At 65.7% G+C, this 24,640-nt stretch carries 21 protein-coding genes; 14 read left to right on the top strand and 7 right to left on the bottom strand.

Annotated elements, in window-relative coordinates:
• Positions 1 to 231: 231 nt before the first annotated feature.
• From AC3WLF_RS17745 to AC3WLF_RS17770, 6 genes are all read right to left on the bottom strand, one after another.
• Entirely contained in the window at positions 232 to 531 is a 300-nt protein-coding gene (locus AC3WLF_RS17745) for a hypothetical protein (RefSeq protein WP_492320153.1), read from the bottom strand.
• Between the two features lie 43 nt (positions 532 to 574).
• Positions 575 to 1,369 carry a peptidylprolyl isomerase gene (locus tag AC3WLF_RS17750; protein WP_492358568.1) on the bottom strand — a complete coding sequence of 265 codons (795 nt, stop codon included), beginning with the start codon at positions 1,367 to 1,369 and terminating at the stop codon, positions 575 to 577.
• A 4-nt stretch (positions 1,370 to 1,373) separates the two neighbouring features.
• Positions 1,374 to 1,688, bottom strand: coding sequence for a BolA family protein (locus AC3WLF_RS17755; RefSeq protein ID WP_010810057.1), 315 nt, complete (start codon positions 1,686 to 1,688; stop codon positions 1,374 to 1,376).
• Between the two features lie 42 nt (positions 1,689 to 1,730).
• On the bottom strand, positions 1,731 to 2,270 hold the full coding sequence (locus tag AC3WLF_RS17760) for a septation protein A (RefSeq protein ID WP_035820219.1): 540 nt from the start codon (positions 2,268 to 2,270) through the stop codon (positions 1,731 to 1,733).
• Between the two features lie 38 nt (positions 2,271 to 2,308).
• Positions 2,309 to 2,773 carry a peptide-methionine (R)-S-oxide reductase MsrB gene (msrB, locus tag AC3WLF_RS17765; protein WP_492358569.1) on the bottom strand — a complete coding sequence of 155 codons (465 nt, stop codon included), beginning with the start codon at positions 2,771 to 2,773 and terminating at the stop codon, positions 2,309 to 2,311.
• A 116-nt stretch (positions 2,774 to 2,889) separates the two neighbouring features.
• The gene (locus tag AC3WLF_RS17770; RefSeq protein WP_492320154.1) at positions 2,890 to 4,461 is read right to left on the bottom strand and encodes a protein adenylyltransferase SelO; all 1,572 of its coding nucleotides are present in this window, start codon (positions 4,459 to 4,461) and stop codon (positions 2,890 to 2,892) included.
• A gap of 458 nt (positions 4,462 to 4,919) precedes the next feature.
• On the opposite strand from AC3WLF_RS17770, the gene AC3WLF_RS17775 reads away from it, so the two are divergent.
• From AC3WLF_RS17775 to AC3WLF_RS17805, 7 genes are all read left to right on the top strand, one after another.
• Positions 4,920 to 6,545, top strand: a complete 1,626-nt coding sequence (locus tag AC3WLF_RS17775) for a 3-(methylthio)propionyl-CoA ligase (RefSeq protein ID WP_492358570.1) — start codon at positions 4,920 to 4,922, stop codon at positions 6,543 to 6,545.
• Positions 6,546 to 6,685: 140 nt separating this feature from the next.
• Positions 6,686 to 7,936, top strand: a complete 1,251-nt coding sequence (locus AC3WLF_RS17780) for a branched-chain amino acid ABC transporter substrate-binding protein (protein WP_492320156.1) — start codon at positions 6,686 to 6,688, stop codon at positions 7,934 to 7,936.
• A 190-nt stretch (positions 7,937 to 8,126) separates the two neighbouring features.
• Positions 8,127 to 9,074 (top strand): branched-chain amino acid ABC transporter permease, encoded by a 948-nt coding sequence (locus AC3WLF_RS17785; protein WP_010810051.1) that lies wholly within the window; start codon positions 8,127 to 8,129, stop codon positions 9,072 to 9,074.
• 4 nt (positions 9,075 to 9,078) lie between these two features.
• Complete coding sequence (locus AC3WLF_RS17790) at positions 9,079 to 10,392, top strand: branched-chain amino acid ABC transporter permease (protein ID WP_492320157.1); 1,314 nt, start codon at positions 9,079 to 9,081, stop codon at positions 10,390 to 10,392.
• On the top strand, positions 10,389 to 11,162 hold the full coding sequence (locus AC3WLF_RS17795; RefSeq protein ID WP_013956531.1) for an ABC transporter ATP-binding protein: 774 nt from the start codon (positions 10,389 to 10,391) through the stop codon (positions 11,160 to 11,162). Before AC3WLF_RS17790 ends, AC3WLF_RS17795 begins: the two co-directional genes overlap by 4 nt.
• Complete coding sequence (locus AC3WLF_RS17800) at positions 11,162 to 11,875, top strand: ABC transporter ATP-binding protein (RefSeq protein ID WP_492320158.1); 714 nt, start codon at positions 11,162 to 11,164, stop codon at positions 11,873 to 11,875. The genes AC3WLF_RS17795 and AC3WLF_RS17800 overlap by 1 nt, the downstream gene beginning before the upstream one ends.
• Positions 11,876 to 12,346: 471 nt before the next feature.
• A complete protein-coding gene (locus AC3WLF_RS17805) occupies positions 12,347 to 14,617 on the top strand; it encodes a TonB-dependent receptor (protein ID WP_492320159.1) in 2,271 nt (756 codons plus the stop codon).
• Positions 14,618 to 14,723: 106 nt separating this feature from the next.
• Here the strand turns inward: AC3WLF_RS17805 and AC3WLF_RS17810 are convergent, their stop codons facing one another.
• Positions 14,724 to 16,289 (bottom strand): amino acid permease, encoded by a 1,566-nt coding sequence (locus AC3WLF_RS17810; protein ID WP_492358571.1) that lies wholly within the window; start codon positions 16,287 to 16,289, stop codon positions 14,724 to 14,726.
• 490 nt (positions 16,290 to 16,779) lie between these two features.
• Between AC3WLF_RS17810 and AC3WLF_RS17815 the strand changes: the two genes are divergently transcribed.
• The 7 genes from AC3WLF_RS17815 to AC3WLF_RS17845 all read left to right on the top strand — a co-directional run bounded on the left by AC3WLF_RS17815 (position 16,780) and on the right by AC3WLF_RS17845 (position 24,576).
• The gene (locus tag AC3WLF_RS17815; RefSeq protein WP_492358572.1) at positions 16,780 to 18,861 is read left to right on the top strand and encodes a 3-hydroxyacyl-CoA dehydrogenase NAD-binding domain-containing protein; all 2,082 of its coding nucleotides are present in this window, start codon (positions 16,780 to 16,782) and stop codon (positions 18,859 to 18,861) included.
• Positions 18,862 to 18,891: 30 nt separating this feature from the next.
• On the top strand, positions 18,892 to 19,536 hold the full coding sequence (pncA, locus tag AC3WLF_RS17820) for a bifunctional nicotinamidase/pyrazinamidase (protein ID WP_492358573.1): 645 nt from the start codon (positions 18,892 to 18,894) through the stop codon (positions 19,534 to 19,536).
• A 47-nt stretch (positions 19,537 to 19,583) separates the two neighbouring features.
• The gene (locus AC3WLF_RS17825) at positions 19,584 to 20,762 is read left to right on the top strand and encodes an acetyl-CoA C-acyltransferase (RefSeq protein WP_492320163.1); all 1,179 of its coding nucleotides are present in this window, start codon (positions 19,584 to 19,586) and stop codon (positions 20,760 to 20,762) included.
• On the top strand, positions 20,762 to 21,208 hold the full coding sequence (locus AC3WLF_RS17830; RefSeq protein WP_492320164.1) for a PaaI family thioesterase: 447 nt from the start codon (positions 20,762 to 20,764) through the stop codon (positions 21,206 to 21,208). The genes AC3WLF_RS17825 and AC3WLF_RS17830 overlap by 1 nt, the downstream gene beginning before the upstream one ends.
• 111 nt (positions 21,209 to 21,319) lie before the next feature.
• A complete protein-coding gene (locus AC3WLF_RS17835) occupies positions 21,320 to 23,182 on the top strand; it encodes an acyl-CoA dehydrogenase (RefSeq protein WP_492352356.1) in 1,863 nt (620 codons plus the stop codon).
• Between the two features lie 46 nt (positions 23,183 to 23,228).
• The gene (locus AC3WLF_RS17840) at positions 23,229 to 24,011 is read left to right on the top strand and encodes an SDR family oxidoreductase (protein WP_492320166.1); all 783 of its coding nucleotides are present in this window, start codon (positions 23,229 to 23,231) and stop codon (positions 24,009 to 24,011) included.
• Positions 24,012 to 24,138: 127 nt separating this feature from the next.
• Positions 24,139 to 24,576, top strand: coding sequence for a PaaI family thioesterase (locus AC3WLF_RS17845; protein ID WP_492320167.1), 438 nt, complete (start codon positions 24,139 to 24,141; stop codon positions 24,574 to 24,576).
• The last annotated feature ends 64 nt before the right edge of the window (positions 24,577 to 24,640 follow it).

A 24,640-nucleotide genomic window follows, 5' to 3' on the forward strand; every position in this document is an offset into this window, starting at 1 on the left:
CCAGTTGGTCATCCTTTGTCAGGAACGCACCCAGAGCCACCGGCAGCGCCGGTGGCTTTTTAGTTTTTCGGCGATGCAAGCGGCCAAAGCCCAAATGGCGACGGCCATACCCGACCTGGGCCAGCGCGGAAACGGGCAGCAAGATGCTGGACGCGCTGGTCGGACTGGTGACAGTATCAGGCAGCTCGACGAAACCGGGTGGCGCTACGACCTGCGCCAGTGAAGGCTGGTTCAGCCGGCAAGCGGAGGGAGCAGGCGTGAACTCCACGACGCATACGCATAAGTCAGCATCCGCCCGGCTTCAAAACCAGGGGGCGGCCTGATCTCGCCGCGAGCCTCCTTGTACGCCACCACGGCGTGCAGGATCTTCTCGGGCGCGTAACGGTCACGCAACGGGAGATAGGGGTGGAGCTGGCGCCAGCCGGGGGCGGCGCCATCCAGGGTCGCCCAGGCCAGTGCGCAATAGCACATGCCCCGGGATGAGAGATGCCAGAGTTGCCAGTAGCGGCCAGTCGACTCCACGCGCTGCATCCTTGAATCTTGCAGGACCGGCGGGGGGCGACCGGACCGTGCCTTACTGGATCTTGGCCTTGTCCTTGAGTGACTTCATCATGGCCTGGAACTGCTCGCGCTGCCAGTTCTGGTCCCCCATCAGCATCTGCGTGAGCTGCGGCTTGACCTCTTCGAACGACGGGATCTTGGCGTCGCGCACGTCGACCAGTTCGATGATATGCCAGCCGAACTGGGTCTTGACCGGGGTATCGGTCAGCTGGCCCTTTTTCAGGCCGGTCATGGCAGCCGAGAACTCAGGCACGTAGCTGCTGCTGTTGGCCCAGTCCAGGTCGCCGCCGTTGGCTGCCGAGCCCGGGTCCTTGGACGAGGCCTTGGCCATGTCCTCGAACTTGGCGCCGCCCTTGATCTTGGCGATGATCGCCTTGGCGTCGGCTTCCTTTTCCACCAGGATGTGGCGGGCGTGGTATTCCTTGCCGTTGCCGAACTGCGACTTGATCTTGTCGTACTGCTTGCGCAACTCGGCGTCGCTGGCGCCGTGGGTCTTCACGTAGTCTTCGAACACGGCGCCGGCCAGCACGTTCAGGCGGGCCTGTTCCAGTTGTTCCTGCACGTCGTCGCGATGGGTCAGGCCGCGCTTGTTGGCTTCCTGCACGAGCAGTTCGCGGTCGATCAGCATGTTGCGCGCGCGCGAGCGCAGCTCCGGGTTGTCGGGCTGGCCGGTGCCGGCGATCAACTTGTCCAGCTTTGCCGACGAAATGGCCTTGCCATTCACGACGGCGGCATTCTGGGCGATGGCCGGCAGGCTGCCGGCAGCAAGCACAGCCGCCAGGCTGAACGAGAGGACGGTGGTCTTCATGGAATCAGGTCTGAGAGTTGCTGGAAGAATCGCGTGATGATGCGCGGGATTGGTACTCTTGGTCGGTGAACGCAGTCACGGCAAGTGCGTGGATCTGCGCGGGGAACAGACCGCGCAGCGCATCATACACCATGCGGTGTCGCGCAACCCGGCTGTGACCCGTAAAGCGCTCGCTGACGATTGTCACGTCGTAATGTCCGCCGCCCGATGCGGCGCCGGCATGTCCGGCGTGCAGCGCGCTGTCGTCGCGCACGGCCAGGTGGCTGGGGGCGAGCGCTTCGCGCAGCATCGCCTCGATAGTGGCGGGATCGGCTGCCATCAATGGTTTCCTTCAGTTCGTGGGGTGCGGGGGCGGGGGGCGTCAGTCCTGGCTGTTCTCGGGCATGTGGCGCGACAACCAGACGCTCTGGGCGACGATGAACACCAGCATCAGCCCCATGCTGCCGAACAGCTTGAAGTTGACCCAGGCCTCGGTCGAGAACTGGTAGGCCACGTACAGGTTCAGCACGCCCATGGCGGCAAAGAAGCCGGCCCAGGCGGCGTTCAGGCGCGCCCACACCGGGTCGGGCAGGGTCACCTGTTTCTCCATCATGGCGCGGATCAGGTTCTTGCGCCAGCCGATCACCGAGCCCAGCAGCGCCACCGCGAACATCCAGTAGAGCACGGTCGGCTTCCACTTGATGAAGGTCTCGTTGTGCAGCACCAGCGTGGCACCGCCGAACACCGCGATGATCAGCAGGCTGACCCACTGCATCGGCTCGACCTTGCGGTGGCGGAACCAGACCCAGCCGATCTGCAGCACGGTGGCGCCAATGGCCACGGCGGTGGCGGTGTAGATGTCGGCCAGCTTGAAGGCGGCAAAAAACAGGATGACCGGGAACAGGTCGAACAGGAATTTCATGCGGTACCAGGTTGTGTCCGGCGTGCTTGCCGGAGCATTCAGCGCTGCGGGCCGCGCCGGGGTTTGTCGTCGCTGCCGGCAGCGTGGGCCTCATCCGCCGCACGCTGTGCCGGGTCGCGATCATCGAATTTTAGCGCAGCCGAGTTGATGCAATAGCGCAGGCCGGTCGGGGCGGGGCCATCCTCGAAGACATGGCCGAGATGGCTGCCGCATTCCTTGCAGCGAACCTCCACCCGCGTCATGCCGTGGCTGTGGTCGACGTGCTCGGCAATCACCTCGCCGTTGATGGCGCGGAAATAGCTGGGCCAGCCGCAGCCGGCATCGAACTTGGTGGCGGATTCGAACAGCGGCGTGCCGCAGCCCACGCAGTGGTAGATGCCGTTGTCCCAGTGGTCCCAGTAGCGGCCGGTGAACGGGCGCTCGGTGGCGGCCTCGCGGGTCACGCGGTATTCGATGTCGGAGAGTTGTTCACGCCACTCGGCGTCGGTCTTGGTGGTGGTCATGGTCTTGTCCTCGCAGGGCTTCCTCGGCTGGGTTCCTCAGTTAAGGCATTGGTCGTGCAAACTGCGCGAACCTTACACCGGCTGGGGCCGGCGTGCAGGGCGCGGATGACATGGCGTCACGACGAGCAACTGACCTCCAGGCCGGAGGCCCAGTCCGGCGGCAGCGCCGCGTAGTGCTCTGCTTCCGGCTGCTCGTCGAAGGGGCGCGACAGCACTGCCAGCAGGCGGTCCACTTCGGTGAAGTCCTTCTCGCGTGCGCGCTGGATCGCGGTTTCGGCCAGGTGGTTGCGCAGCACGTACTTGGGGTTGACTGCCAGCATTTCCAGTTCGCGCGCGGCGTCGTGCGACTGCTCGGCGCGCAGGCGCGCGCGATAGTCGGCCACCCATGCGTCGAAGGCGGCGCGGTCCAGGAACAGGTCGCGCACCGGCGCGTCGCGCGAGGCATCGGCGGACGAAATGCCGCACAGCTTGCGCCAGAACAGCGTGTAGTCCACGCGCTGGCCGTGCAGCAGCTGGAACAGGCTGGTCAGCAGCGGCTCATCGCTCTTGTCATCGCCGCCGGCGGGCGGGCGCAGGCCCAGCTTGGCACGGTAGTGGCGGAAGAATGCCGCGGCATAGCGGTCGCGGAACGGGTCCAGCGCCGCGCGCGCGGCTTCCACGGCGGCGTCGCGCGCGCCTTCCTGGTCGGCATCCTCTGGCGGCAGCCACAGCGGCAGCAGCGCCTGCGCCAGGCAGTGCAGGTTCCAGAATGCCACCTGCGGCTGCTGGCTGTAGGCGTAGCGGCCCTGCGTGTCGGAGTGGTTGCAGATATGGTTGGCGTCGAACGCGTCCAGGAAGCCAAATGGACCGTAGTCGATGGTCAGGCCCAGGATCGACATATTGTCGGTGTTCATCACCCCGTGGCAGAAGCCCACTGCCTGCCAGTGCGCGATCAGGTCGGCGGTGCGCAGCGAGACCTCGCGCAGCAGCGCCTGGTAGGGCTGGGTGTCGTCGCGGCAGGCGGGCATGAAGTTGTCGATGACGAAATCCGCCAGCTTGCGCAGCGCGGCGACGTCGTCGTGCGCGGCGAAATGCTCGAAGTGCCCGAAGCGGATAAAGGTCGGCGACAGCCTGGTCACCACCGCGGAGGTTTCGATGGTCTCGCGCCGCACCGGCGCGTCCGAGCCCATGATAGACAGCGCACGCGTGGTCGGCACGCCCAGTGCGGCCATGGCTTCGGAGCAGAGGTACTCGCGGATCGATGAGCGCAGCACCGCCCGGCCATCGGCCATGCGCGAGTAGGGCGTCAGGCCCGCGCCCTTGAGCTGGATTTCCCACGGGCCGGTGGCGGTCTCGGCCTGCGCCAGGCGGATGGCGCGGCCGTCGCCGAGCTGGCCAGCCCAGACCCCGAACTGGTGCCCGGAATAGACCGTGGCGAGCGGGTCGGCCCAGTCCGGCACCTGGTTGCCGATAAAGGTCTCGATGAAGTCCTGCTGGCTGCCGATGCCGGCATCCCAGCCGAGCAGGGCCGCAGCGGCCGGCGCCACCCCCACCAGGTAGGGTGCTGGCAGCGGCGTCGGGCGCAGCCGCGTGAAGAACTGCGCGCCGAGTTCGGCGAAGCCGGGCGCGGTGCGCCAGGGCGCGGACAGCGTTGCCGGCGTGGCTGCGTCGGAGGGCTGCGGAGCTTGTGACTGGGGCGTGTCTGGCATCGCGTAGGGGCGCCTCGGGGCGCAAGGGGCGGTGCGAATTCCGTGCGCTCGTCGATGTGCGGCGAACCGCGTAAAAAGCGGTGCAGCGCGGCATGCCGGGGGCACGAAAATGCGGTGGTGGCTAGGGAAAACGACATGTTGAGGTGCAACATGCCACGCAGTATTGTACGTCCTCAACGGCACTCGACCGCTCGACCGAGTTAATGCCGCCATGCACCGCACGGTTATTTTCCTCCTTCAGTGCGCACATGAATCCGGTGCATGGGCTTTTCGCAGAATTGCGGCCCCGAATTCGATGGCAATACCGGCGGCAACCCCGACGGCAATACACAACGACAGTACAGCAGTGCACAACGAGATCGGCCGGACGCCGATTTGGTGCATGGAAACGACCGCCAAAAAATAGTACGGTTGTTCGTTTTCAGGCGAACTAGACAAGACTTTCAGGAGGCAGGTTCATGGCATTGATGGGTCAAATGATGAGCGCGCCGCTGCTCATTTCCTCCATCATCAAACACGCCGCGCGTTATTACGGCAGCACCGAGATCGTCTCGCGGCGCACGGAGGGCGACCTGCATCGCTACACGTACCGCGATTGCGAACTGCGCGCCCGCAAGCTGGCGCAGGCGCTCGGCGCACTGGGCGTGAAGCGGGGCGAGCGCGTCGGCACGCTGGCCTGGAACGGCTACCGCCACCTCGAGATCTACTACGGCGTGTCCGGCATGGGCGCCGTCTGCCATACCATCAACCCGCGCCTGTTCCCCGAGCAGATCGCCTATATCGTCAACCACGCGGAAGACGGCTATATCTTCTTCGACCTGACCTTCCTGCCGCTGGTGGAAGGCGTGGCGCCGCATTGCCCCAACGTCAAGGGCTGGGTGGCGATGACCGACCGCGCGCATATGCCGGCCGAATCGAAGGTGCCGCTGCTGTGCTACGAGGAACTGGTCGACACGCAGGACGGCAACTACGAATGGCCGCAGTTCGACGAGGACCTGGCGTCGAGCCTGTGCTACACCTCGGGCACCACCGGCAACCCCAAGGGCGCGCTGTACTCGCACCGCTCGACGGTGCTGCACTCGTACGCGTCGGCACTGCCCGACGCGCTGGGCTGCTCCGCCAGCGACGTGATCCTGCCCGTGGTGCCGATGTTCCACGTCAATGCCTGGGGCCTGCCGTACTCGGTGCCGCTGGTCGGCGCCAAGCTGGTGCTGCCCGGTGCCAAGCTGGACGGGGCCTCGATCTATGAACTGTTCGAGCAGGAGAAGGTGACCTTCTCCGCCGGCGTGCCGACGGTGTGGCTCGGCCTGCTCCAGCACGTGCAGTCGAACCAGCTCAAGTTCTCCAGCTTCCGCCGCACCGTGATCGGCGGCTCGGCCGCGCCGCCGGCGATGATCCGCGCACTCGAGGCGCTGGATGTGGAGGTGATCCACGCCTGGGGCATGACCGAGATGTCGCCCCTGGGCACGTCGTGCAAGCTGCTGGCCAGGCACCAGGACCTGTCCGACGCCGAGCGCCACAAGATCCAGGAAAAGCAGGGCCGCGTGATCTTCGGCGTCGACATGAAGATCGTCGATGGCGACGGCAACGAGCTGCCGTGGGACGGCAAGGCCTTCGGCGACCTGATGGTGCGCGGGCCGTGGATCATCGACCGCTACTTCCGCAACGATGACAACCCGCTGGCCGACGGCTGGTTCCCGACCGGCGACGTCGCCACCATCGACGCCGACGGCTTCATGCAGATCACCGACCGCAGCAAGGACGTGATCAAGTCCGGCGGCGAATGGATCTCGTCGATCGATATCGAGAACGTCGCCGCCGCGCACCCCGCGGTGCATATGGCGGCCTGCATCTCGGCCTACCACCCCAAGTGGGATGAACGCCCGCTGCTGGTGGTGGTGAAGAAGCCCGGCGCCGAAGTCACCCGCGAAGAACTGCTGCAGTTCTTCGAAGGCAAGGTCGCCAAGTGGTGGATCCCGGACGACGTGGCCTTTGTCACCGAGATCCCGCTGACCGCCACCGGCAAGATGCAGAAGCTCAAGCTGCGCGAGCAGTTCAAGGACTACAAGCTGCCGACCGCCTGACGCCGGCACGCGCTTTCCGGTGCGCCATGCCTGCTTGCGGCATGGCGTGTTCGGGGCCGGCTGCACGGCGTGGCATGGAGGACGCCGCGCAGCCAGCCAAATTCGACGACAAGCCAACGACAAGAGTGAAGGAGACAGGTATGACCAAAATGCGTCCGCTGGTGGCCGGTGTGGCCGTGTTTGCCGCACTGGGTTCTGCGCTGGTTTCAGGTACCGCACTCGCGGATACGGTGAAGATCGCCTTCATTGACCCGCTCTCGGGGCTGATGGCTCCCGTTGGGCAGAACCAGCTCAAGAGCTGGCAGTATGTCGCCGACATCGCCAACCAGAAGAACTGGGCCGGCGCGCACAAGTTCGAGGTGGTGGGTTTCGACAACAAGCTGTCGCCGCAGGAAAGCCTGACCATCCTCAAGCAGGCGGTCGACCAGGGCATCCGCTATATCGTGCAGGGCAACGGCTCGTCGGTCGGGCTGGCGCTGCAGGACGCGGTGGCCAAGCACAACGAGCGCAACCCGGGCAAGGAAATCGTCTACCTGAACTACGCCGCGGTGGACCCGGACATGACCAATGCCAAATGCAACTACTGGCATTTCCGTCTCGACGCCAACTCGGACATGAAGATGGAGGCGCTGACCACCTTCCTGGCCAAGGATCCGAACGTCAAGAAGGTCTACCTGATCAACCAGAACTACTCGTTCGGCCACCAGGTGGCGCGCGCCGCCAAGGACTACCTCAAGCGCAAGCGCCCGGACATCCAGATCGTCGGTGAAGACCTGCACCCGCTGGCGCAGGTCAAGGACTTTGCCCCGTACGCGGCCAAGATCAAGGCCTCTGGCGCCGATACCGTGATCACCGGCAACTGGGGCAGCGACCTGGCGCTGCTGATCAAGGCGGGCAAGGATGCCGGCCTGACCGCCAACTACTACACCTACTACGCCGGCACCACCGGCGTGCCCACGGCGATGGGCGCCACCGGCGCCGAGCACGTCAAGTATGTCGGCTACTACAACCCCAACAACAAGGGGTTCAAGGGGGCTGATGTCATCGAGGGCTTCAAGAAGAAGTACAACGACGACTTCTACGTGATGGCCTCCTACACCGGCATTGCCATGCTGGCCAAGGCCTTCAAGGACACCGGCTCGACCGATCCGACCAAGGTTGCCAAGGCGCTCGAGGGCATCAAGGTCGACAGCATGAACGGCACGGTCGAGATGCGCAACTCGGACCACCAGGCGCAGCAGTCGCTGGTGGTCGCCACCTGGACCAAGGTGGACGGCAAGGAAATCAAGTACGACCAGGAAAACACCGGCTACGGCTGGAAGACCAACGCGCTGATGGACCAGTACGTGTCGGCGCAGCCGACCTCCTGCCAGATGAAGCGGCCGGGCTGATCCTGTCCGTGACGGGCCGGCCACGCTGACAAAGTGGCCGCCCGATCCTGCATACTTTCAGTCTTTTTCGGTCGATACCGGGGAGCGTCCGGGGCGGGCATCCGCCCCCGGAGGGCGACGCTCACCCTCAATCCAACCGGACGGACGCCGGCATGCCCACGCATGGCGGCGCCAGCTTGAAGGACACGCTGTGGAATTCTTCGTCATCTCACTGCTGAACGGCATCAGCTACGGGCTGCTGCTGTTCATGCTGTCATCGGGCCTTACGCTGATCTTCAGCATGATGGGCGTGCTCAACTTTGCCCATGCCAGCTTCTACATGCTGGGCGCCTACTTTGCCTACACCATCGCCAGCAAGGTCGGGTTCTGGCCGGCGCTGATCTTCGCGCCGCTGCTGGTGGCCGGCGCGGGCGCGCTGGTGGAGCGCTTCGGCCTGCGCACGGTGCACAAGTACGGCCACGTGGCCGAACTGCTGTTCACCTTCGGCCTGGCCTACCTGATGGAAGAGGGCGTCAAGCTGGTGTGGGGCCTGGCGGCGGTGCCGTACCGGATTCCCGCGGAGCTGGACGGGCCGCTGTTCACGGTGTTCACCTCGTCCTTCCCCAAGTACCGCGCCTTCATGATGCTGGTGTCGCTGGGCATGCTGGTGGCGATCTACCTGGTGCTGACGCGTACCCGCATCGGGCTGGTGATCCAGGCCGCGCTGACGCACCCGGAAATGGTCGAGGCGCTGGGCCACAACGTGCCGCGCGTGTTCATGATGGTGTTTGGCGGCGGCGCCGCGCTGGCCGGGCTGGCGGGAGTGATCGGCGGCAATGCCTTCGTCACCGAGCCGTCGATGGCCGCGGCGGTCGGGTCGATCGTGTTCGTGGTGGCGGTGGTGGGCGGCATGGGATCGCTGGTGGGCGCCTTCATTGCGTCGATCCTGATCGGCGTGCTGCAGACCTTCGCGGTCACCATCGACGCCTCGCTGGCGGGCCTGATGACCAGCCTGGGGCTGGCCGTCAGCGAGGCCACGCCGTTCTATTCCTTGTGGAAGCTCACGGTGGCCCAGGTGGCGCCGGTGCTGCCGTACCTGCTGCTGGTGGTGATGCTGATCTTCCGCCCGCGTGGACTGATGGGAACCCGGGAGAGCTGACGCCATGGAGCAAGCGATGCAACAACCCCGCGAGCCGGTGGTGACCGGCCGCACCCTGCGCTACCGCCCGCTGAACCTGGCGCGCTGGATCATCTGGAGCCTGACCGTGCTGGTCATGCTGGTGCTGCCGCTGATCTTCACCGGGGGCTTCGCCATCACGCTGATGTCGCAGATGGGCATCATGATCATTTTTGCGCTGTCGTACAACATGCTGCTCGGGCAGACCGGCATGCTGTCGTTCGGCCACGCGGTCTACTCCGGCCTGGGCGCGTTTATCGCCGTGCATGTGCTGAACATGGTCGGGGCGGGCAAGGTCTGGCTGCCGGTGTCGATGCTGCCGCTGGTGGGCGGCGTGGCCGGCGCCTTCTTCGGCGTGATCTTCGGCTACGTCACCACCAAGAAGTCCGGCACCACCTTTGCCATGATTACCATGGGCATCGGCGAGATGGTGTTCGCCAGCTCGCTGATGTTCCCGGAGTTCTTCGGCGGCGAGGGCGGCATCTCCACCAACCGCGTGGTCGGCGACCCGTTCCTGGGCATCACCTTCGGGCCCGGGCGCCAGGTCTACTACCTGATCGCGGCGTGGTGCCTGCTGTCGATGGTGGCGATGTACGCCTGGACGCAGACGCCGCTGGGCCGCATCGCCAACGCCGTGCGCGACAACCCCGAGCGGGTCGAGTTCATCGGCTACAACACCCAGCGCGTGCGCTACCTGGTGCTGATCCTGTCGGCATTCTTCGCCGGTATCGCCGGGGCGCTGGGCGCCATCAACTTCGAGATCGTCTCGGCCGAGAACGTCAGCGCGGTGCGCTCCGGCGGCGTGCTGCTGGCGGTGTTCATCGGCGGCGCGGGCGTGTTCTTCGGGCCCATCATCGGCGCGGTGGTGTTCGTGCTGTTCGCGGTGGCGCTGTCGGACCTGACCAAGGCCTGGCTGCTGTACCTGGGCCTGTTCTTCGTGCTGATGGTGATGTTCGTGCCGGGCGGGCTGGCCAGCCTGCTGCTGATGCAGGTGCCGCTGCTGGGCAAGGGCAAGCTGGGCCGCATGCTGCCGTCCTATGCGCGTGCCGGCGGCGCCGGGGTGGTGCTGCTGCTGGCCATGATCCTGACGGTCGAGCTGGTCTACAAGGTCCAGGTCGACAGCGCCAACGGCACCACGATGTCGCTGTTCGGCGTCGGCTTCGATGCCGCGAGCTGGGCGCCATGGCTGGTGGCGGCCGCGCTGTGGGCGGCTGGCCTGTTCGCGTGGCGCCTGGCGGCGGCGCGGGTGCGCAGCGCGTGGGACAAGGTACAGATGGAAATCGCAGGAGGCAGGGCATGACAGCGGCACTGGAACTGACCGATGTACGCAAGAAGTTCGGCCAGACGGAGATCATCCGCGGCGTGAACCTGAGCATCCCGAAGGGTGAGCGCCATGCGCTGATCGGGCCGAACGGGGCGGGCAAGTCGACCACCTTCAACCTGATCTCGGGGCGCTTTGCGCCGACCAGCGGCACGGTGCGCCTGAACGGCGCGGAGATCGGCGGGCTGCAGCCCTTCGTGATCAACCGCATGGGGCTGTCGCGCAGCTTCCAGATCACCAACATCTTCCATCGGCTGTCGGTGTTCGAGAACCTGCGCTGCGCGGTGCTGTGGTCGCTCGGCTACAAGTATTCGTTCTGGCACCGGCTCAAGGGCCTGCGCGACACGCGCGAGCGCGCGGAGGAGGTGCTGGAGCTGATTGGCATGCAGCACCGCCGCGACAGCCAGGCGGGCCTGCTGACCTATGCCGAGCAGCGCGCGCTGGAGATCGGCATCACCATCGCCGGCGGCGCCGAGGTGATCTTGCTGGACGAGCCCACCGCGGGCATGAGCCGCTCCGAATCCGATCACGCGGTGGAGCTGATCCGCAAGGTCACCGTCGGCAAGACGCTGGTGATGGTGGAGCACGACATGAGCGTGGTGTTCGGCCTGGCCGACCGCATCTCTGTGCTGGTCTACGGCGAAGTGATTGCCACGGATACCCCGCAAGCCATCCGCAACAACCGCAAGGTCAAGGAAGCCTACCTGGGCACAACCCTCGACGAGGAAGCCACCGAAGGAGCGCACTGATGGGCAAGCGCATGCTGAACGTCCAGGGCCTGCACGCCTACTACGGCAAGAGCCACATCCTCCACGGCGTGGACGCGCATATCGGCGAAGGCGAGATCGTCGCGCTGCTGGGCCGCAACGGGGTGGGGCGCTCGACCATGGCCAAGGCCATCCTCGGCATGGTCAAGGCCGAGGGCTCGGTGCGGTTTCGCGACGAAGAGATCCTGGGGCGGCGCACCTTCGAGATCGCGCACCTCGGGATTGGCTATGTGCCGGAGAACCGGGACATCTTTCCGACGCTGACGGTGCGGCAGAACCTGCTGCTGGGGGAGAAGCGCAACCCGAGGCAGGCCAGGCCGCGATGGACCGTCGAGGACATGTTCAACATGTTCCCGCGGCTGAAGGAGCGCGAGAACACCTCGGCCGGCGTGCTCTCCGGCGGCGAGCAGCAGATGCTGACGTTGTGCCGCACGCTGATGGGCGACCCCGACCTGGTGCTGATCGACGAACCCACCGAAGGCCTGGCGCCGATGATCGTGGCCTTGGTCGGGGACTACCTGAAGACGCTGAAGGAGCGGGGTATTTCCGTGCTGCTGATCGAGCAGAAGCTGGCGATTGCGCTGGATATTTCCCAGCGCGTCTACGTGATGGGGCACGGGCATATCGTGTTCGAAGGCACGCCCGCGGAGCTGAAGGCCAACTCGCAGGTGAGAAAGGAGTGGCTGGAGGTTTGATCCGGCGCTCGCCGTGGATATGCGCCGGGTCTGCCTCGACCCGGCGCCAAGGCCCCGCCGCACCCTGCGGCACAGCTTCAGCCGGGCTGAAACATCAGAAAAATCAATGGTTTGTCAGCCCCTGGCAGTGACGGGAAATCCCCGCCGCGCGGGCACTCCTACAGGCGCCAGGCGCGCCCGCTGCTGCTAAGTAGACTAGTCAACAAGCTGCCGCGTATTACCGAAAAATGACTATATTGTCACGAAAAAAGTGGCATATGCAGCCATTTCTGCCATTTCCGACCGTATATTCGATATTTTTAGTGATTGAATAGGAATGATTCTTGTTTGTGTTTTGATTTCGGCCATCTTATAATCGCCCGCCGTTATGGATGACATGAATCAAAGCTTTCACGCTGCCTGAGCCCTGTCTTCATGACCACGCACAGATCGAGTCAAGAAAACTACAAAGCAACAAAGGGAAGGTAGATCGTGAAACAACAACAGGACACGTTCCGGCTGAATCCGCTTGCCGGGGCGCTGGCCGGCGCCGTGGCAGTGTTTGCCATGCAGGGCGCTGCGGCACAGGAGAGCCAGCCTGCCGCCGCGGCCAGTGCCGACACCAAGCCCGTGACGCTGCAAAGCGTGACGGTGACAGGAGCGAAGGATGATGGTTACAAGGTGGACGAGGCCCAGTCGGCCAAGTTCACCGCGCCGTTGCTGGATACCCCCAAGTCCGTCACGGTGGTGCCGGCACAGGTGGTGCAGCAGACCGGTTCCAACTCGCTGCAGGACGCGCTGCGCACCACGCCGGGCATCACCTTCGGCGCCGGCGAAGGCGGCAACCCGATCGGCGACCGTCCGTTCATCCGCGGCTTCGACTCGATGTCGAGCATCTATGTCGACGGCGTGCGCGACACCGCTTCGCAGACCCGCGACACCTTCAATATCGAAAGCATCGAAGTCATCAAGGGCCCGAGCTCGGCCTTTGGCGGCAAGGGCTCGGCCGGCGGCATGATCAACATCGTGTCGAAGCTGCCGACCAGCGAGAACTTCGTGCAGGGCTCGGTGGGCGTGGGCACGGACTCGTATTTCCGCGCCACGGCAGACGGCAACTACGTGCTCAACGACAATACTGCCGTGCGCCTGAATGCGCTGGGGTATACCGCCAACGTGCCCGGCCGCGACGAGGTCGACCAGAACTCCTGGGGCTTCGCGCCGTCCGTGACCTTTGGCCTGAACTCACCCACGCAGGTCACGCTGTCGTACTACCACCTGCAGGGCAACGGCATGCCGGACTACAGCATTCCGTATTCCCGCCCCGCCAGCCAGTCGAGCAAGGCCAACCCGTCGCAGCCGGCCAGTGTCGACCGCAACAATTTCTACGGCCTGACCAATCGCGATTTCCAGAAGACGCAGTCCGATATCGCCACGGCCACGGTCAAGCATGACTTCCGCAACGGCCTGGTGTTCAGCAACACCACTCGCTGGGGCCGCGCGACCAACGACTACATCGTCACCAACCCTGACGACAGCAAGGGCAACGTGCCGCGCGGCTTTGTCTGGCGCAACACCAAGAGCCGCGATTCGGCGACCGAGACGCTGACCAACCAGACCGACCTGAGCGCCAAGTTCGACACCGGCAGCCTCAAGCACACCGTGCTGTTCGGCTTTGAGTTCAGCCGCGACGATACCGATAACACCCCGTACAACGTGGTCTCGGCCAACCGGGCGGCGGCAGCGGGCATCTGCAACGCGTCGCTGGTGGCCAGCTTCGACTGCGCGCCGCTGGCCAACCCGAACCCGAACGACCCGTGGCGCGGCAGCATCAGCAAGATGCCGGTCACTACCACCACGACCACCAACACGCAGTCGGTCTACCTGTTCGACACGGTGGAGATCACCAAGCAGTGGCTGGTCAACGGCGGCATCCGCTACGACAACTACGACACGCACGCTTTCGCCAACGCGTACACCAACCCGAACACCGGCGCGGCCGTGGCGCAGCTGGATGTCCGCAACAAGTCGCACTTCTTCAACTACCAGGCTGGCGTGGTGTACAAGCCGGTGGAGAATGCCAGCATCTACGTGTCGTACGGCACCTCGTCGACGCCGCCGGGTTCGACCAACGGCGACGGCGCCGACAATATCACCGCGGCGCAGCGCAACCTGGAGCCGGAGACCTCGCGTTCGGTGGAAATCGGCACCAAGTGGGACCTGCTGGCCCGCCGCCTGTCGCTGACCGGTGCGATCTTCCAGATCGAGAAGAACAACGCGCGGGTCGCGGTTGACGCCAACACCACGATCAATGCCGGCAAGCAGCGCGTGAAGGGCTTCGAACTGGGCTTTGCCGGCAACCTGACCGACAAGTGGGGCGTGTTCGGCGGCTATACCTACCTGAACAGCGAGCTGATCGACAACGGTCCGCAGGCAGTCAACGCGGCCAACAACGGCAACCAGTTCCCCAATACGCCGAAGAACAGCTTCAGCCTGTGGACCACCTACCAGCTGCTGCCGGCGCTGACGGTGGGCGCGGGTGCGTATTATGTCGACAAGGTCTATGCCAACCCGGCCAACTCGCTGTATGTGCCGTCGTACTGGCGCTTTGACCTGATGGGCGCCTACAAGGTGAACAAGAACCTGTCGCTGCAGCTCAATATCCAGAACCTGTTCGACAAGACGTACTACACCAAGGCGCACAACCACTACGGCGCACTGGGCGCAGGGCGCTTTGGCATGCTGACGGCGAACTTCAGGTTCTGATTGCTACTGCGGCCGGAGTTCGACAACCACGGCCTGCACAAGCTGTGTGTTTCCCTCTCCCGCTTGCGGGAGAGGGTCGGGGCGAGGGCGGGGCGCCCCGGCTAAGTCATTCCGGTGACATGCCAGCGCCGGCCCTCACTCCCTGCCCGTCACCCGCAAGCGGGAGACGGGAGCGATCCGGTGGCTTCGGCAAGTCAAACGGCATATCGTCGTAATCAATCAGCCGCGACTTCTTCACGGCCCGGTATCCCCACCACAGCGCCAGGAACGCCGGCACGCCGATATGGGTCGCCACGATCTCCGGCCACCGGTTCGGAATATCCGCAAACGCCTGGTAGTTCTGCCCGGCCACGATCACCACGCACAGCACCACGGTAAAGATGGGGCCGAAGGGATAGAGCGGCGAGCGGTAGGCCAGCATGCCCACGTCATAGCCCTGGTGCACCAGCCCGCGACGGAAGCGGTAATGGCTGATGGCAATGCCCAGCCAGGCAAAGAAGCCGGTCATGGCCGAGGTGTTGAGCAGCCACAGGTAGACCGCCTTGTCCCCGAACAGCGAACTGAAGAAACACAGCGCGCCCACGGCGGTGGTGGCCAGCAGCGCGTTGAACGGCACGCCGCTCACGGTCAGCTTGCCGAACGCGCGCGGCGCGCGGCCGCTGACGGCCAGGCCGTAGAGGATCCGGGTCGATACATACATGCTGGAGGTGCCGGCCGAGAGCAGCGCGGTCAGCACCACCGCGTTCATCAGTCCCGCGGCAAAGGCCAGGCCGGCGTGGCGGAACACCAGTGCGAACGGGCTCACGCCCACGTCGGTGACGTCGTTGCGCAGCAGGCTGGGATCGGTATAGGGAATCAGCACCCCGATGATCAGGATCGCGACCACATAGAACAGCAGGATGCGCCAGAAGGTCTGCCGGATCGCGCGCGGGATGGTCCTGGCCGGGTTCTCCGCCTCGCCGGCGGCCACGCCCACCGTTTCCGTGCCCTGGAAGGAGAAGCCCGCGATCATCGCCACGCCGATCATGGCCGGGATGCCGCCGACAAAGGGCGCGTCGCCCATGGTGAAGTTGTGCCAGCCGGACTGCGGGCCGCCTTTCATGATGCCGAAGATCATCAGCAGGCCCACGCCGAGGAACACGATCACGGTCACCACCTTGATCAGCGCGAACCAGTACTCGGCCTCGCCGAAGCCGCGCACCGAGAACGCATTGAGCCCGAACATCAGCAGCAGGAACGCGGCGCTCCAGACCACGCCGGGCATTTCGGGGAACCAGTACTGCATCACCAGCTGCGCCGCGGTCAGTTCCACGGCGATGGTCACCGCCAGGCTGAACCAGTAGTTCCAGCCCAGCGCGAAGCCGAAGCCTTCGTCGACATAGAGTGCGCTGTAGGTGACGAAGGAGCCGGCCACCGGCATATGCACCGCCAGCTCGCCCAGGCTGGTCATCAGGCAATAGACCATCAGCCCGAGCAGCATATACATGAGCAGCGCGCCGCCGGGGCCGGCCTGCGCGATCGAGGCGCCCGAGGCCACGAACAGCCCGGTGCCGACTGCGCCGCCGATGGCAATCATGCTCAGGTGGCGGGCCTTGAGCCTGCGCTTGAGGTGGTCGTGCTCGACCACCGGGTGCTGGTGCTCGTGGGCGTGGGAGTGTGAGGGGGAAGACATCAGGGTCGCTGGACCTTCCGCCGATCCGGCATCTTGTGGAACCCGGACGGCAAAAAACGAAAAGCCGCGAGTTTACAGGGTCGGCCAGCGCGATTTGTCCGTGTCGGACAAATAAAGTCCGATACTGGTTTAGAGGCGGCACTCAGTCGCAGTCGGCAAGTGCTTTATCCGCCATGGCAGGGCGATTTGGCACCGGTTTAGGCGCCCCCGCCATGCATCGCGGTCAGGGGCGGCATTCGCGCCGCGCATGTCGTCGGAAAAGTCCGAAAATTGAAATTGAACGACCGTGCTATTTTGTGTATGCTTGTTTCGCCCAAGCGCCGGAAGGCGTTGCGGGGCGCGGGAAAGCGGCAGGTCGGGCGGAGGGTTTACCCGCTCATGACGGCCGCCTCCCGCAGCAGTCGTCGGCCGCCGCCGGCCGCGCCGTGCAGTAAAAAATGAATTCGAGAATTCGAATCCCGAGACAACTTTTGACACCAAAGGAACCAGCATGACAGCGCAGTATCAGGTTCAGGGCGGCGTAGCCGTCATCACGCTCGACAATCCCCCTGTCAACGGCCTGGGTCACAGCACCCGGCTTGGCATCGTCGAAGGCATGACCCGTGCGCTGGACGATGCCGCCGTCAAGGCCATCGTCATCACCGGCGCTGGCAAGGCTTTCTCGGGCGGCGCCGACATCCGTGAATTCAATACGCCCAAGGCCATGCAGGAGCCGACGCTGCACTCGGTGATCCGCGTGCTGGAAGGCTCGTCCAAGCCGGTCGTGGCCGCCGTGCACTCGGTCGCCATGGGTGGCGGCCTGGAGCTGGCGCTGGGCTGCAACTACCGCGTGGCGTCCAAGGGCGCCCAGATCGCGCTGCCGGAAGTGAAGCTGGGCCTGCTGCCGGGCGCCGGCGGCACGCAGCGCCTGCCGCGCGTGATCGGCCTGGAGGCCGCGGCCAACATGATCGTGTCGGGCACCCCGGTGCTGTCCGAGAAGTTTGCCGGCACCAAGCTGTTCGATGAAATCGTCGACGGTGACGTGCTGCCCGCCGCGGTCAAGTTCGCGCAGAACGTTGGCGCCGCCACCGGCCCGCACCCGAAGGTGCGCGACCTGAAGGTGCGCCACGAGAACCCCGAAGGCTACCTGGGCTTTGCCCGCAACACCGTGGCCGCGATGGCCAAGAACTTCCCGGCGCCGCTGAAGTGCCTGGAAGCGGTGGCCGGCTCGCTCAAGCCGTTCGAACAGGGCCTGAAGCAAGAGCGCGAGGGCTTCCTCTACCTGGTCACCACGCCGGAATCGCGCGCGCTGCGCCACGCCTTCTTTGGCGAGCGTGCCGCCAGCAAGATCCCCGATGTGCCCGAAGGCACGCCGACCCGCAAGATCGAGAAGGTCGCCGTGATCGGCGCCGGTACCATGGGCGGCGGCATCAGCATGAACTTCCTCAACGCGGGCATCCCGGTCACCATCCTGGAAACCAAGCAGGAAGCGCTCGACCGCGGCGTCGGCATCATCCGCAAGAACTACGAGAACAGCGCCAAGAAGGGCAAGCTCACGCAAGAGAAGGTCGAGCAGCGCATGGGCCTGCTCAGCACCACGCTGTCCTATGACGATCTCAAGGACGCCGACCTGATCATCGAGGCCGTGTTCGAAGAGATGGGCGTCAAGGAGACCGTGTTCAAGAAGCTGGATGAAGTCGCCAAGCAAGGCGCGATCCTGGCCTCGAACACCTCCACGCTCGACGTCAACAAGATCGCCTCGTTCACCAGGCGTCCGCAGGACGTGGTCGGCATGCATTTCTTCAGCCCGGCCAATGTGATGAAGCTGCTGGAAGTGGTGCGTGGCGAGAAGACCGGCAAGGACGTGCTGGCCACGGTCATGCAGGTCGGCAAGAAGATCAAGAAGACCGCGGTGGTGTCGGGCGTTTGCGACGGCTTTATCGGCAACCGCATGATCGAGCAGTACAGCCGCCAGGCTGGCTACCTGCTGGACGAAGGCGCGCTGCCGGAGCAGGTCGACAAGGCCATCGAGAAGTTCGGCTTTGCCATGGGCCCGTTCCGCATGGGCGACCTGGCCGGCAACGACATCGGCTGGGCCATCCGCAAGCGCCGCGCGGTGGACAAGCCGGACATCCAGTATTCCAAGACTGCCGACCTGCTGTGCGAGATGGGCCGCTTCGGCCAGAAGACCGGCGCGGGCTGGTACGACTACAAGGCGGGCGACCGCAAGCCGTACCCGAACCAGCAGGTCAACGACATGATCGTGCAGCACTCGAAGGACCTGGGCATCACGCGCCGCAAGATCTCTGACGAAGAGATCGTCGAGCGCCTGGTGTTCGCGCTGGTCAACGAAGGCGCCAGGATCCTGGAAGAAGGCATTGCTTCCAAGGCCTCGGATATCGACATGGTGTACCTGACCGGCTACGGCTTCCCGCTGTTCCGCGGCGGCCCGATGCTGTACGCGGACCAGGTCGGCCTGTACAACGTGGCGCTGTCGATGAAGCGCTACGCCAAGGGCTACCACGGTGAAGCGTGGCAGGTCGCGCCGCTGCTGCAGAAGCTGGCGGACGAAGGCAAGGGCTTCAACGGTTAATACCGCCACACGGTTCAGCCTGGAGCTGAGATGAACACCACCATCGGACCGGACGATTGCCTGCTGGTGATCGACGTGCAGAACGACTTCATGCCGGGCGGCGCGCTTGCCGTGCCCCACGGCGATGAAGTGGTGCCCGCCGTCAACCGGCTGGCGCGTGCGTTCGGTCATGTGGTGCTGACGCAGGACTGGCATCCCGTCAGCCACGTCTCGTTCGCGGCCAACCATGCGGGCACGCAGCCGTTCCAGACGCTGACGCTGCCGTATGGAGAGCAGGTGCTGTGGCCGGTGCACTGCGTGCAGGACACGCCCGGCGCTGCGCTGCATGCGGGCCTGCACGTGCCGCATGCGCGGCTGGTGATCCGCAAGGGTCACCATGCCGACGTGGACAGCTACTCCGCTTTCCTGGAAGCGGACCGCACCACGCGCACCGGGCTGGCCGGCTACCTGCGCGAGCATGGCGTCAAGCGCGTGTTCTGCGCGGGTCTGGCGACGGACTATTGCGTGGCCTGGAGCGCGCTCGATGCGCGCGCCGCGGGCTTTGCAGCCGCGGTGATCGAGGATGCGTGCCGTGCCATCGACCTGGACGGGTCGCTGGCCAGGGCATGGCAGGACCTCGGCGCCGCCGGCGTTGCGCGTGTCACGTCTGCTGAACTGCTCAAGGGCCAGGGCTGAACCGAACCACCGAACTGAACGACACAAGAGATTCCGAGGAGCAAGACATGAACGAAGCAGTCATCGTATCCACCGCGCGGACCCCGCTGGCCAAGAGCTGGAAGGGCGCCTTCAACATGACCCACGGCGCCACGCTGGGTGGCCATGCCGTCCAGCACGCCATTGCCCGCGCCAAGATCGAGGCCGCCGAAGTGGAAGACGTGCTGATGGGCTGTGCCAACCCGGAAGGTGCCACCGGCGCCAACATCGCACGCCAGATCGCACTGCGCGCCGGCTGCCCGGTGACCGTGCCCGGCGCCACCGTCAACCGCTTCTGCTCGTCCGGCCTGCAGACCATCGCCATGGCCGCGCAGCGCGTGATCGCCGATGAGGGCGACATCTTCGTCGCCGGCGGCGTGGAAAGCATCTCGTGCGTGCAGCAGGAGATGAACCGCCATATGGTCCAGGAAAGCTGGCTGCTGAAGAACAAGCCGGAAATCTACTGGAACATGCTGCAGACCGCCGAGAACGTGGCCAAGCGCTACAACATCGCGAAGGAGCGCCAGGACGAGTACGGCGTGCGCAGCCAGCAACGCGCCGCCGCCGGGCAGGAAGCCGGCAAGTTCAAGGACGAGATCGTGCCGATGACGGTGCTGGCCGGCGTGGCCGACAAGTCCACCGGCCAGCTGGTGACCAAGGAAGTCACCATCTCCGCCGACGAAGGCATCCGCGCCGACACCACCCTGGAAGGCGTGGCCAAGATCCGCAGCGCCGTGCCGGGTGGCGTGATCACCGCCGGCAATGCCTCGCAGTTCTCGGACGGCGCTTCGGCTGCCGTGGTGATGAACGCACGCGTGGCCGAGGCCCGCGGCCTGCAGCCGCTGGGCGTGTTCCGCGGCTTTGCGGTGGCTGGCTGCGAGCCGGACGAGATGGGCATCGGCCCGGTCTTTGCCGTGCCCAAGCTGCTGAAGAAGGCTGGCCTGAAGGTCGACGACATCGGCCTGTGGGAGCTGAACGAAGCCTTCGCGGTGCAGGTGCTGTACTGCGCCGATACGCTGGGCATCCCGATGGACCGCCTCAACGTCAACGGCGGCGCCATCGCCGTGGGTCACCCCTACGGTGTCTCGGGCGCGCGCCTGGTCGGCCATGCGCTGATCGAAGGCAAGCGCCGCGGCGTCAAGTACGTGGTCGTGACCATGTGCATCGGCGGCGGCCAGGGCGCAGCCGGGCTCTTCGAAGTGCTCTGATGTCCGCTGCGGGCACCGGGCAGGCCAGGCCTGCCGACATGCTCGCCTGGGGCCGGGAGGTGCTGGCCAGCCAGCCTTTCTCGGTCCTGGTCGGCACCGAGCTGGCGGCGCTGTCATCGGGCAAGGCCGAGTTGCGATTGCCGATCCGCCAGGATCTGCGGCAGCAGCATGGCTTCCTGCACGGCGGCGTGGTCAGCTACCTGGCCGACAACGCGCTGACCTATGCGGGCGGTGCGGCCATGGCGGTGCCGGTGGTGACATCCGAGTACAAGATCAACTACGTGCGCCCGGCGATCGGCGAGATGCTGGTCGCCCGCGCCGAATGCGTCAGCGCCGGCCGCCAGCAGGCGGTGGTGCGCTGCGATGTGTTCGTCGTCAAGGATGGCGAGGAGAAGCTCTGCGCGGTCGCGCAGGGAACGATCGCGCGCCTTGGCGAAGGCGCCTGAGCGGCAGGCAGGGAAGGGCGCGGCAGCGCCCTTTTTTGATCGCGCCCGGCGCCTTCCACGCTGGCAAAAAGAATTCGCGGCACGCCACGCAGTGCGCCGCATGGAGACACCATGTCGATGATCCTTTCCCGCCGCGACCTGAATTTCGTGCTGTACGAATGGCTCAAGGTCGACGAGCTCACGCGCATCCCGCGCTATGCCGACCACTCGCGCGAGACCTTCGACGCCGCGCTGGACACCTGCGAGAAAATCGCCACCGACCTGTTCGCGCCGCACAACAAGAAGAACGACCAGCAGGAACCGCATTTCGACGGCGAGACCGTCAGCATCATCCCCGAGGTCGGCACCGCGCTGAAGGTCTTCTGCGAGGCCGGCCTGATGGCCGCCGGCCAGGACTATGAACTGGGCGGCATGCAGCTGCCGGTGGTGGTCGAGAAGGCCGGCTTTGCCTACTTCAAGGGTGCCAACGTCGGTACCAGTTCGTACCCGTTCCTGACCATCGGCAACGCCAACCTGCTGCTCGCGCACGGCACGCCGGCGCAGGTCGAGACCTTCGTCAAGCCGGAGATGGAAGGGCGCTTCTTCGGCACCATGTGCCTGTCCGAGCCGCAGGCGGGCTCGTCGCTGTCGGACATCACCACGCGCGCCGAGTACGAGGGCGAATCGCCGCTGGGCGCGCAGTACCGGCTGCGCGGCAACAAGATGTGGATCTCTGCCGGCGAGCACGAGCTGTCGGAAAATATCGTCCACCTGGTGCTGGCCAAGATCCCCGGCCCGGACGGCAAGCTGATCCCGGGCGTGAAGGGCATCTCGCTCTTCATCGTGCCCAAGTACCTGGTCAATGAAGACGGCTCGCTGGGCGAGCACAACGACGTGGTGCTGGCCGGCCTGAACCACAAGATGGGCTACCGCGGCACCACCAACTGCCTGCTCAACTTCGGCGAAGGCATGAAGTACCAGCCGGGCGGCAAGGCCGGTGCGATCGGCTACCTGGTGGGCGAGCCGCACAAGGGCCTGGCCTGCATGTTCCACATGATGAACGAGGCGCGCATCGGCGTGGGCCTGGGCGCGGTGATGCTGGGCTATACCGGCTACCTGCACGCACTGGACTACGCGCGCAACCGCCCGCAAGGCCGCGCGGTCGGCCCCGGCGGCAAGGATGCGGCCAGCCCGCAGGTGAAGCTGGTCGAGCACGCCGATATCCGCCGCATGCTGCTGGCGCAGAAGAGCTATGTCGAAGGCGGCCTGGCGCTGAACCTCTATTGCGCGCGCCTGGTCGACGAGGAAGAGGCCGCTGCGGCCGCCGGCGACGAAGCCGCGCATGCGCGCCTGGCGCTGTTGCTCGATATCCTGACCCCGATCGCCAAGAGCTGGCCGTCGCAATGGTGCCTGGAGGCCAACAACCTGGCGATCCAGGTGCATGGCGGCTACGGCTACACGCGCGAATACAACGTCGAGCAGTTCTACCGCGACAACCGCCTCAACCCGATCCACGAAGGCACGCACGGCATCCAGGGCCTGGACCTGCTGGGCCGCAAGGTGGTGATGAAGGACGGCGCCGCCTTCAAGCTGCTGGGCGAGCGCGTGCAGGACACCATCGCCCGCGCGCTCGCCGCCGGCAATGCCGAGTTGTCGCAGCAGGCAGGCGCCCTCGGCGCCGCCACCAAGCGCCTGGCCGAGGTCACGCAGGCGCTGTGGAGCGCGGGCGACCCCAACGTGACGCTGGCCAATGCCTCGGTCTACCTGGAGGCCTTCGGGCACGTGGTGGTGGCGTGGATCTGGCTGGAACAGGCACTGCTGGCGCAAGCCGCGCTGCCGCGCGCGAACGGCAAGGAAGACGAGGACTTCTACCGCGGCAAGCTGGCCGCGGCGGCCTACTTCTTCCGCTGGGAGCTGCCCAAGGCCGGCCCGCAGCTGGCGCTGCTTGAATCGCTCGACCGCACCACGCTCGACATGCAGGACGCGTGGTTCTGAGCGGCGCTTGCCCATCCCCGAACACTACAGAACGAAGGAAGACAATATGCGTACCATCCAGCAACTGTTTGACCTGAAAGGCAAGACCGCGCTGATCACCGGCGGCTCGCGCGGGCTTGGCCTGCAGATTGCCGAGGCGCTGGGCGAGCAGGGCGCGCGCCTGGTGCTGTCGGCGCGCAAGGCCGACGAGCTGCAGGCGGCGCAGGCGCACCTGAAGTCGCTCGGCATCGAGGCCGACTGGATCGCCGCCGACGGCTCGCAGGAGTCGGAGGTCGCGCGCCTGGCGGACGAAGCCATCGCCAGACTGGGCCACGTCGACATCCTGGTCAACAACGCCGGCGCCACCTGGGGCGCCCCGGCCGAAGACCATCCGGTCGAAGCCTGGGACAAGGTGATGAACCTGAACATCCGCGGCCTGTTCCTGCTGAGCCAGCGCATCGGCAAGCTGTCGATGATCCCGCGCCGCTACGGCCGCATCATCAACGTGGCGTCGATCGCAGGCCTGGCCGGCAACCCGCCGGGCAGCATGGAGACCATTGCCTACAACACCTCCAAGGGTGCGGTGGTCAATTTCACGCGCACGCTGGCGGCCGAGTGGGGCGAGCACAACATCACCGTCAACGCGCTGGCGCCGGGCTTCTTCCCGTCGAAGATGACCAAGGGCTCGCTCGAGCGCATGGGCGTTGAGGCGATGTGCGCCGGCGTGCCGCTGCATCGCCTGGGCGACGATGAAGACCTGAAGGGCGCCGCGCTGCTGTTTGCCAGCGACGCCGGCAAGCACATCACCGGCCAGATCCTGGCGGTGGACGGCGGCGTCAGCGCGGTCTGAGCCGGGCAGGGCGCATTCCGGGCAAGCCGCACCGTGCGGCTTGGCGGAATCCCGGATTGCCCTCAAACTTGGGGCCGGCGCGAGGCCTCGGCCTCGCCGGCACCTAATTCTCGGACTCGCAATTGCCATGAACCAGTTCAAAGGCCCCCTGACCCACATCCCCTTCCTTGCCGACCTCGGCGTGACCTGCAGCCTCGCCGAAGGCGGCCGCAGCGAGATCGCGCTGCCGATCGAGAAGCGCCACCAGAACAGCTGGGACATGGCCCACGGCGGCGTGATCATGACGCTGCTCGACGTGGCCATGGCGGTGGCCGGCCGCAGCAGCGACGCGGACGGCCGGGGCGTGGTCACGATCGAGATGAAGACCAGCTTCATGGCGCCGGGGCGCGGCGCGCTGACCGCGCGCGGCACTACCGTGCACCGCACCACCACCATGGTGTTCTGCGAAGGCGAGATCGTCGATGCCGACGGCAAGACCGTGGCGCGCGGCTCGGGCACCTTCAAGTACATCCGGCGCATGCCGCCGCAGCGCCCGGGTGAAACCGATACCGGTGCCGACGGCTGAGCGCCGGCGCCGATGCAGCAGACGGGGCAGCGCGGCTGTCCCTCCCGACGCAGTATTCAAGCCG

The organism is Cupriavidus sp. FW306-01-F10A (assembly GCF_058782785.1).

What these genes read in the sequence shown, in the direction of transcription:
- AC3WLF_RS17745 (WP_492320153.1), bottom strand. Translation starts at nt 531, where the DNA reads ATGCAGCGCGTGGAGTCGACTGGCCGCTACTGGCAACTCTGGCATCTC.
- AC3WLF_RS17750 (WP_492358568.1), bottom strand. Translation starts at nt 1,369, where the DNA reads ATGAAGACCACCGTCCTCTCGTTCAGCCTGGCGGCTGTGCTTGCTGCC.
- AC3WLF_RS17755 (WP_010810057.1), bottom strand. Translation starts at nt 1,688, where the DNA reads ATGGCAGCCGATCCCGCCACTATCGAGGCGATGCTGCGCGAAGCGCTC.
- AC3WLF_RS17760 (WP_035820219.1), bottom strand. Translation starts at nt 2,270, where the DNA reads ATGAAATTCCTGTTCGACCTGTTCCCGGTCATCCTGTTTTTTGCCGCC.
- msrB (WP_492358569.1), bottom strand. Translation starts at nt 2,773, where the DNA reads ATGACCACCACCAAGACCGACGCCGAGTGGCGTGAACAACTCTCCGAC.
- AC3WLF_RS17770 (WP_492320154.1), bottom strand. Translation starts at nt 4,461, where the DNA reads ATGCCAGACACGCCCCAGTCACAAGCTCCGCAGCCCTCCGACGCAGCC.
- AC3WLF_RS17775 (WP_492358570.1), top strand. Translation starts at nt 4,920, where the DNA reads ATGGCATTGATGGGTCAAATGATGAGCGCGCCGCTGCTCATTTCCTCC.
- AC3WLF_RS17780 (WP_492320156.1), top strand. Translation starts at nt 6,686, where the DNA reads ATGACCAAAATGCGTCCGCTGGTGGCCGGTGTGGCCGTGTTTGCCGCA.
- AC3WLF_RS17790 (WP_492320157.1), top strand. Translation starts at nt 9,079, where the DNA reads ATGGAGCAAGCGATGCAACAACCCCGCGAGCCGGTGGTGACCGGCCGC.
- AC3WLF_RS17795 (WP_013956531.1), top strand. Translation starts at nt 10,389, where the DNA reads ATGACAGCGGCACTGGAACTGACCGATGTACGCAAGAAGTTCGGCCAG.
- AC3WLF_RS17800 (WP_492320158.1), top strand. Translation starts at nt 11,162, where the DNA reads ATGGGCAAGCGCATGCTGAACGTCCAGGGCCTGCACGCCTACTACGGC.
- AC3WLF_RS17810 (WP_492358571.1), bottom strand. Translation starts at nt 16,289, where the DNA reads ATGTCTTCCCCCTCACACTCCCACGCCCACGAGCACCAGCACCCGGTG.
- AC3WLF_RS17815 (WP_492358572.1), top strand. Translation starts at nt 16,780, where the DNA reads ATGACAGCGCAGTATCAGGTTCAGGGCGGCGTAGCCGTCATCACGCTC.
- pncA (WP_492358573.1), top strand. Translation starts at nt 18,892, where the DNA reads ATGAACACCACCATCGGACCGGACGATTGCCTGCTGGTGATCGACGTG.
- AC3WLF_RS17825 (WP_492320163.1), top strand. Translation starts at nt 19,584, where the DNA reads ATGAACGAAGCAGTCATCGTATCCACCGCGCGGACCCCGCTGGCCAAG.
- AC3WLF_RS17830 (WP_492320164.1), top strand. Translation starts at nt 20,762, where the DNA reads ATGTCCGCTGCGGGCACCGGGCAGGCCAGGCCTGCCGACATGCTCGCC.
- AC3WLF_RS17835 (WP_492352356.1), top strand. Translation starts at nt 21,320, where the DNA reads ATGTCGATGATCCTTTCCCGCCGCGACCTGAATTTCGTGCTGTACGAA.
- AC3WLF_RS17840 (WP_492320166.1), top strand. Translation starts at nt 23,229, where the DNA reads ATGCGTACCATCCAGCAACTGTTTGACCTGAAAGGCAAGACCGCGCTG.
- AC3WLF_RS17845 (WP_492320167.1), top strand. Translation starts at nt 24,139, where the DNA reads ATGAACCAGTTCAAAGGCCCCCTGACCCACATCCCCTTCCTTGCCGAC.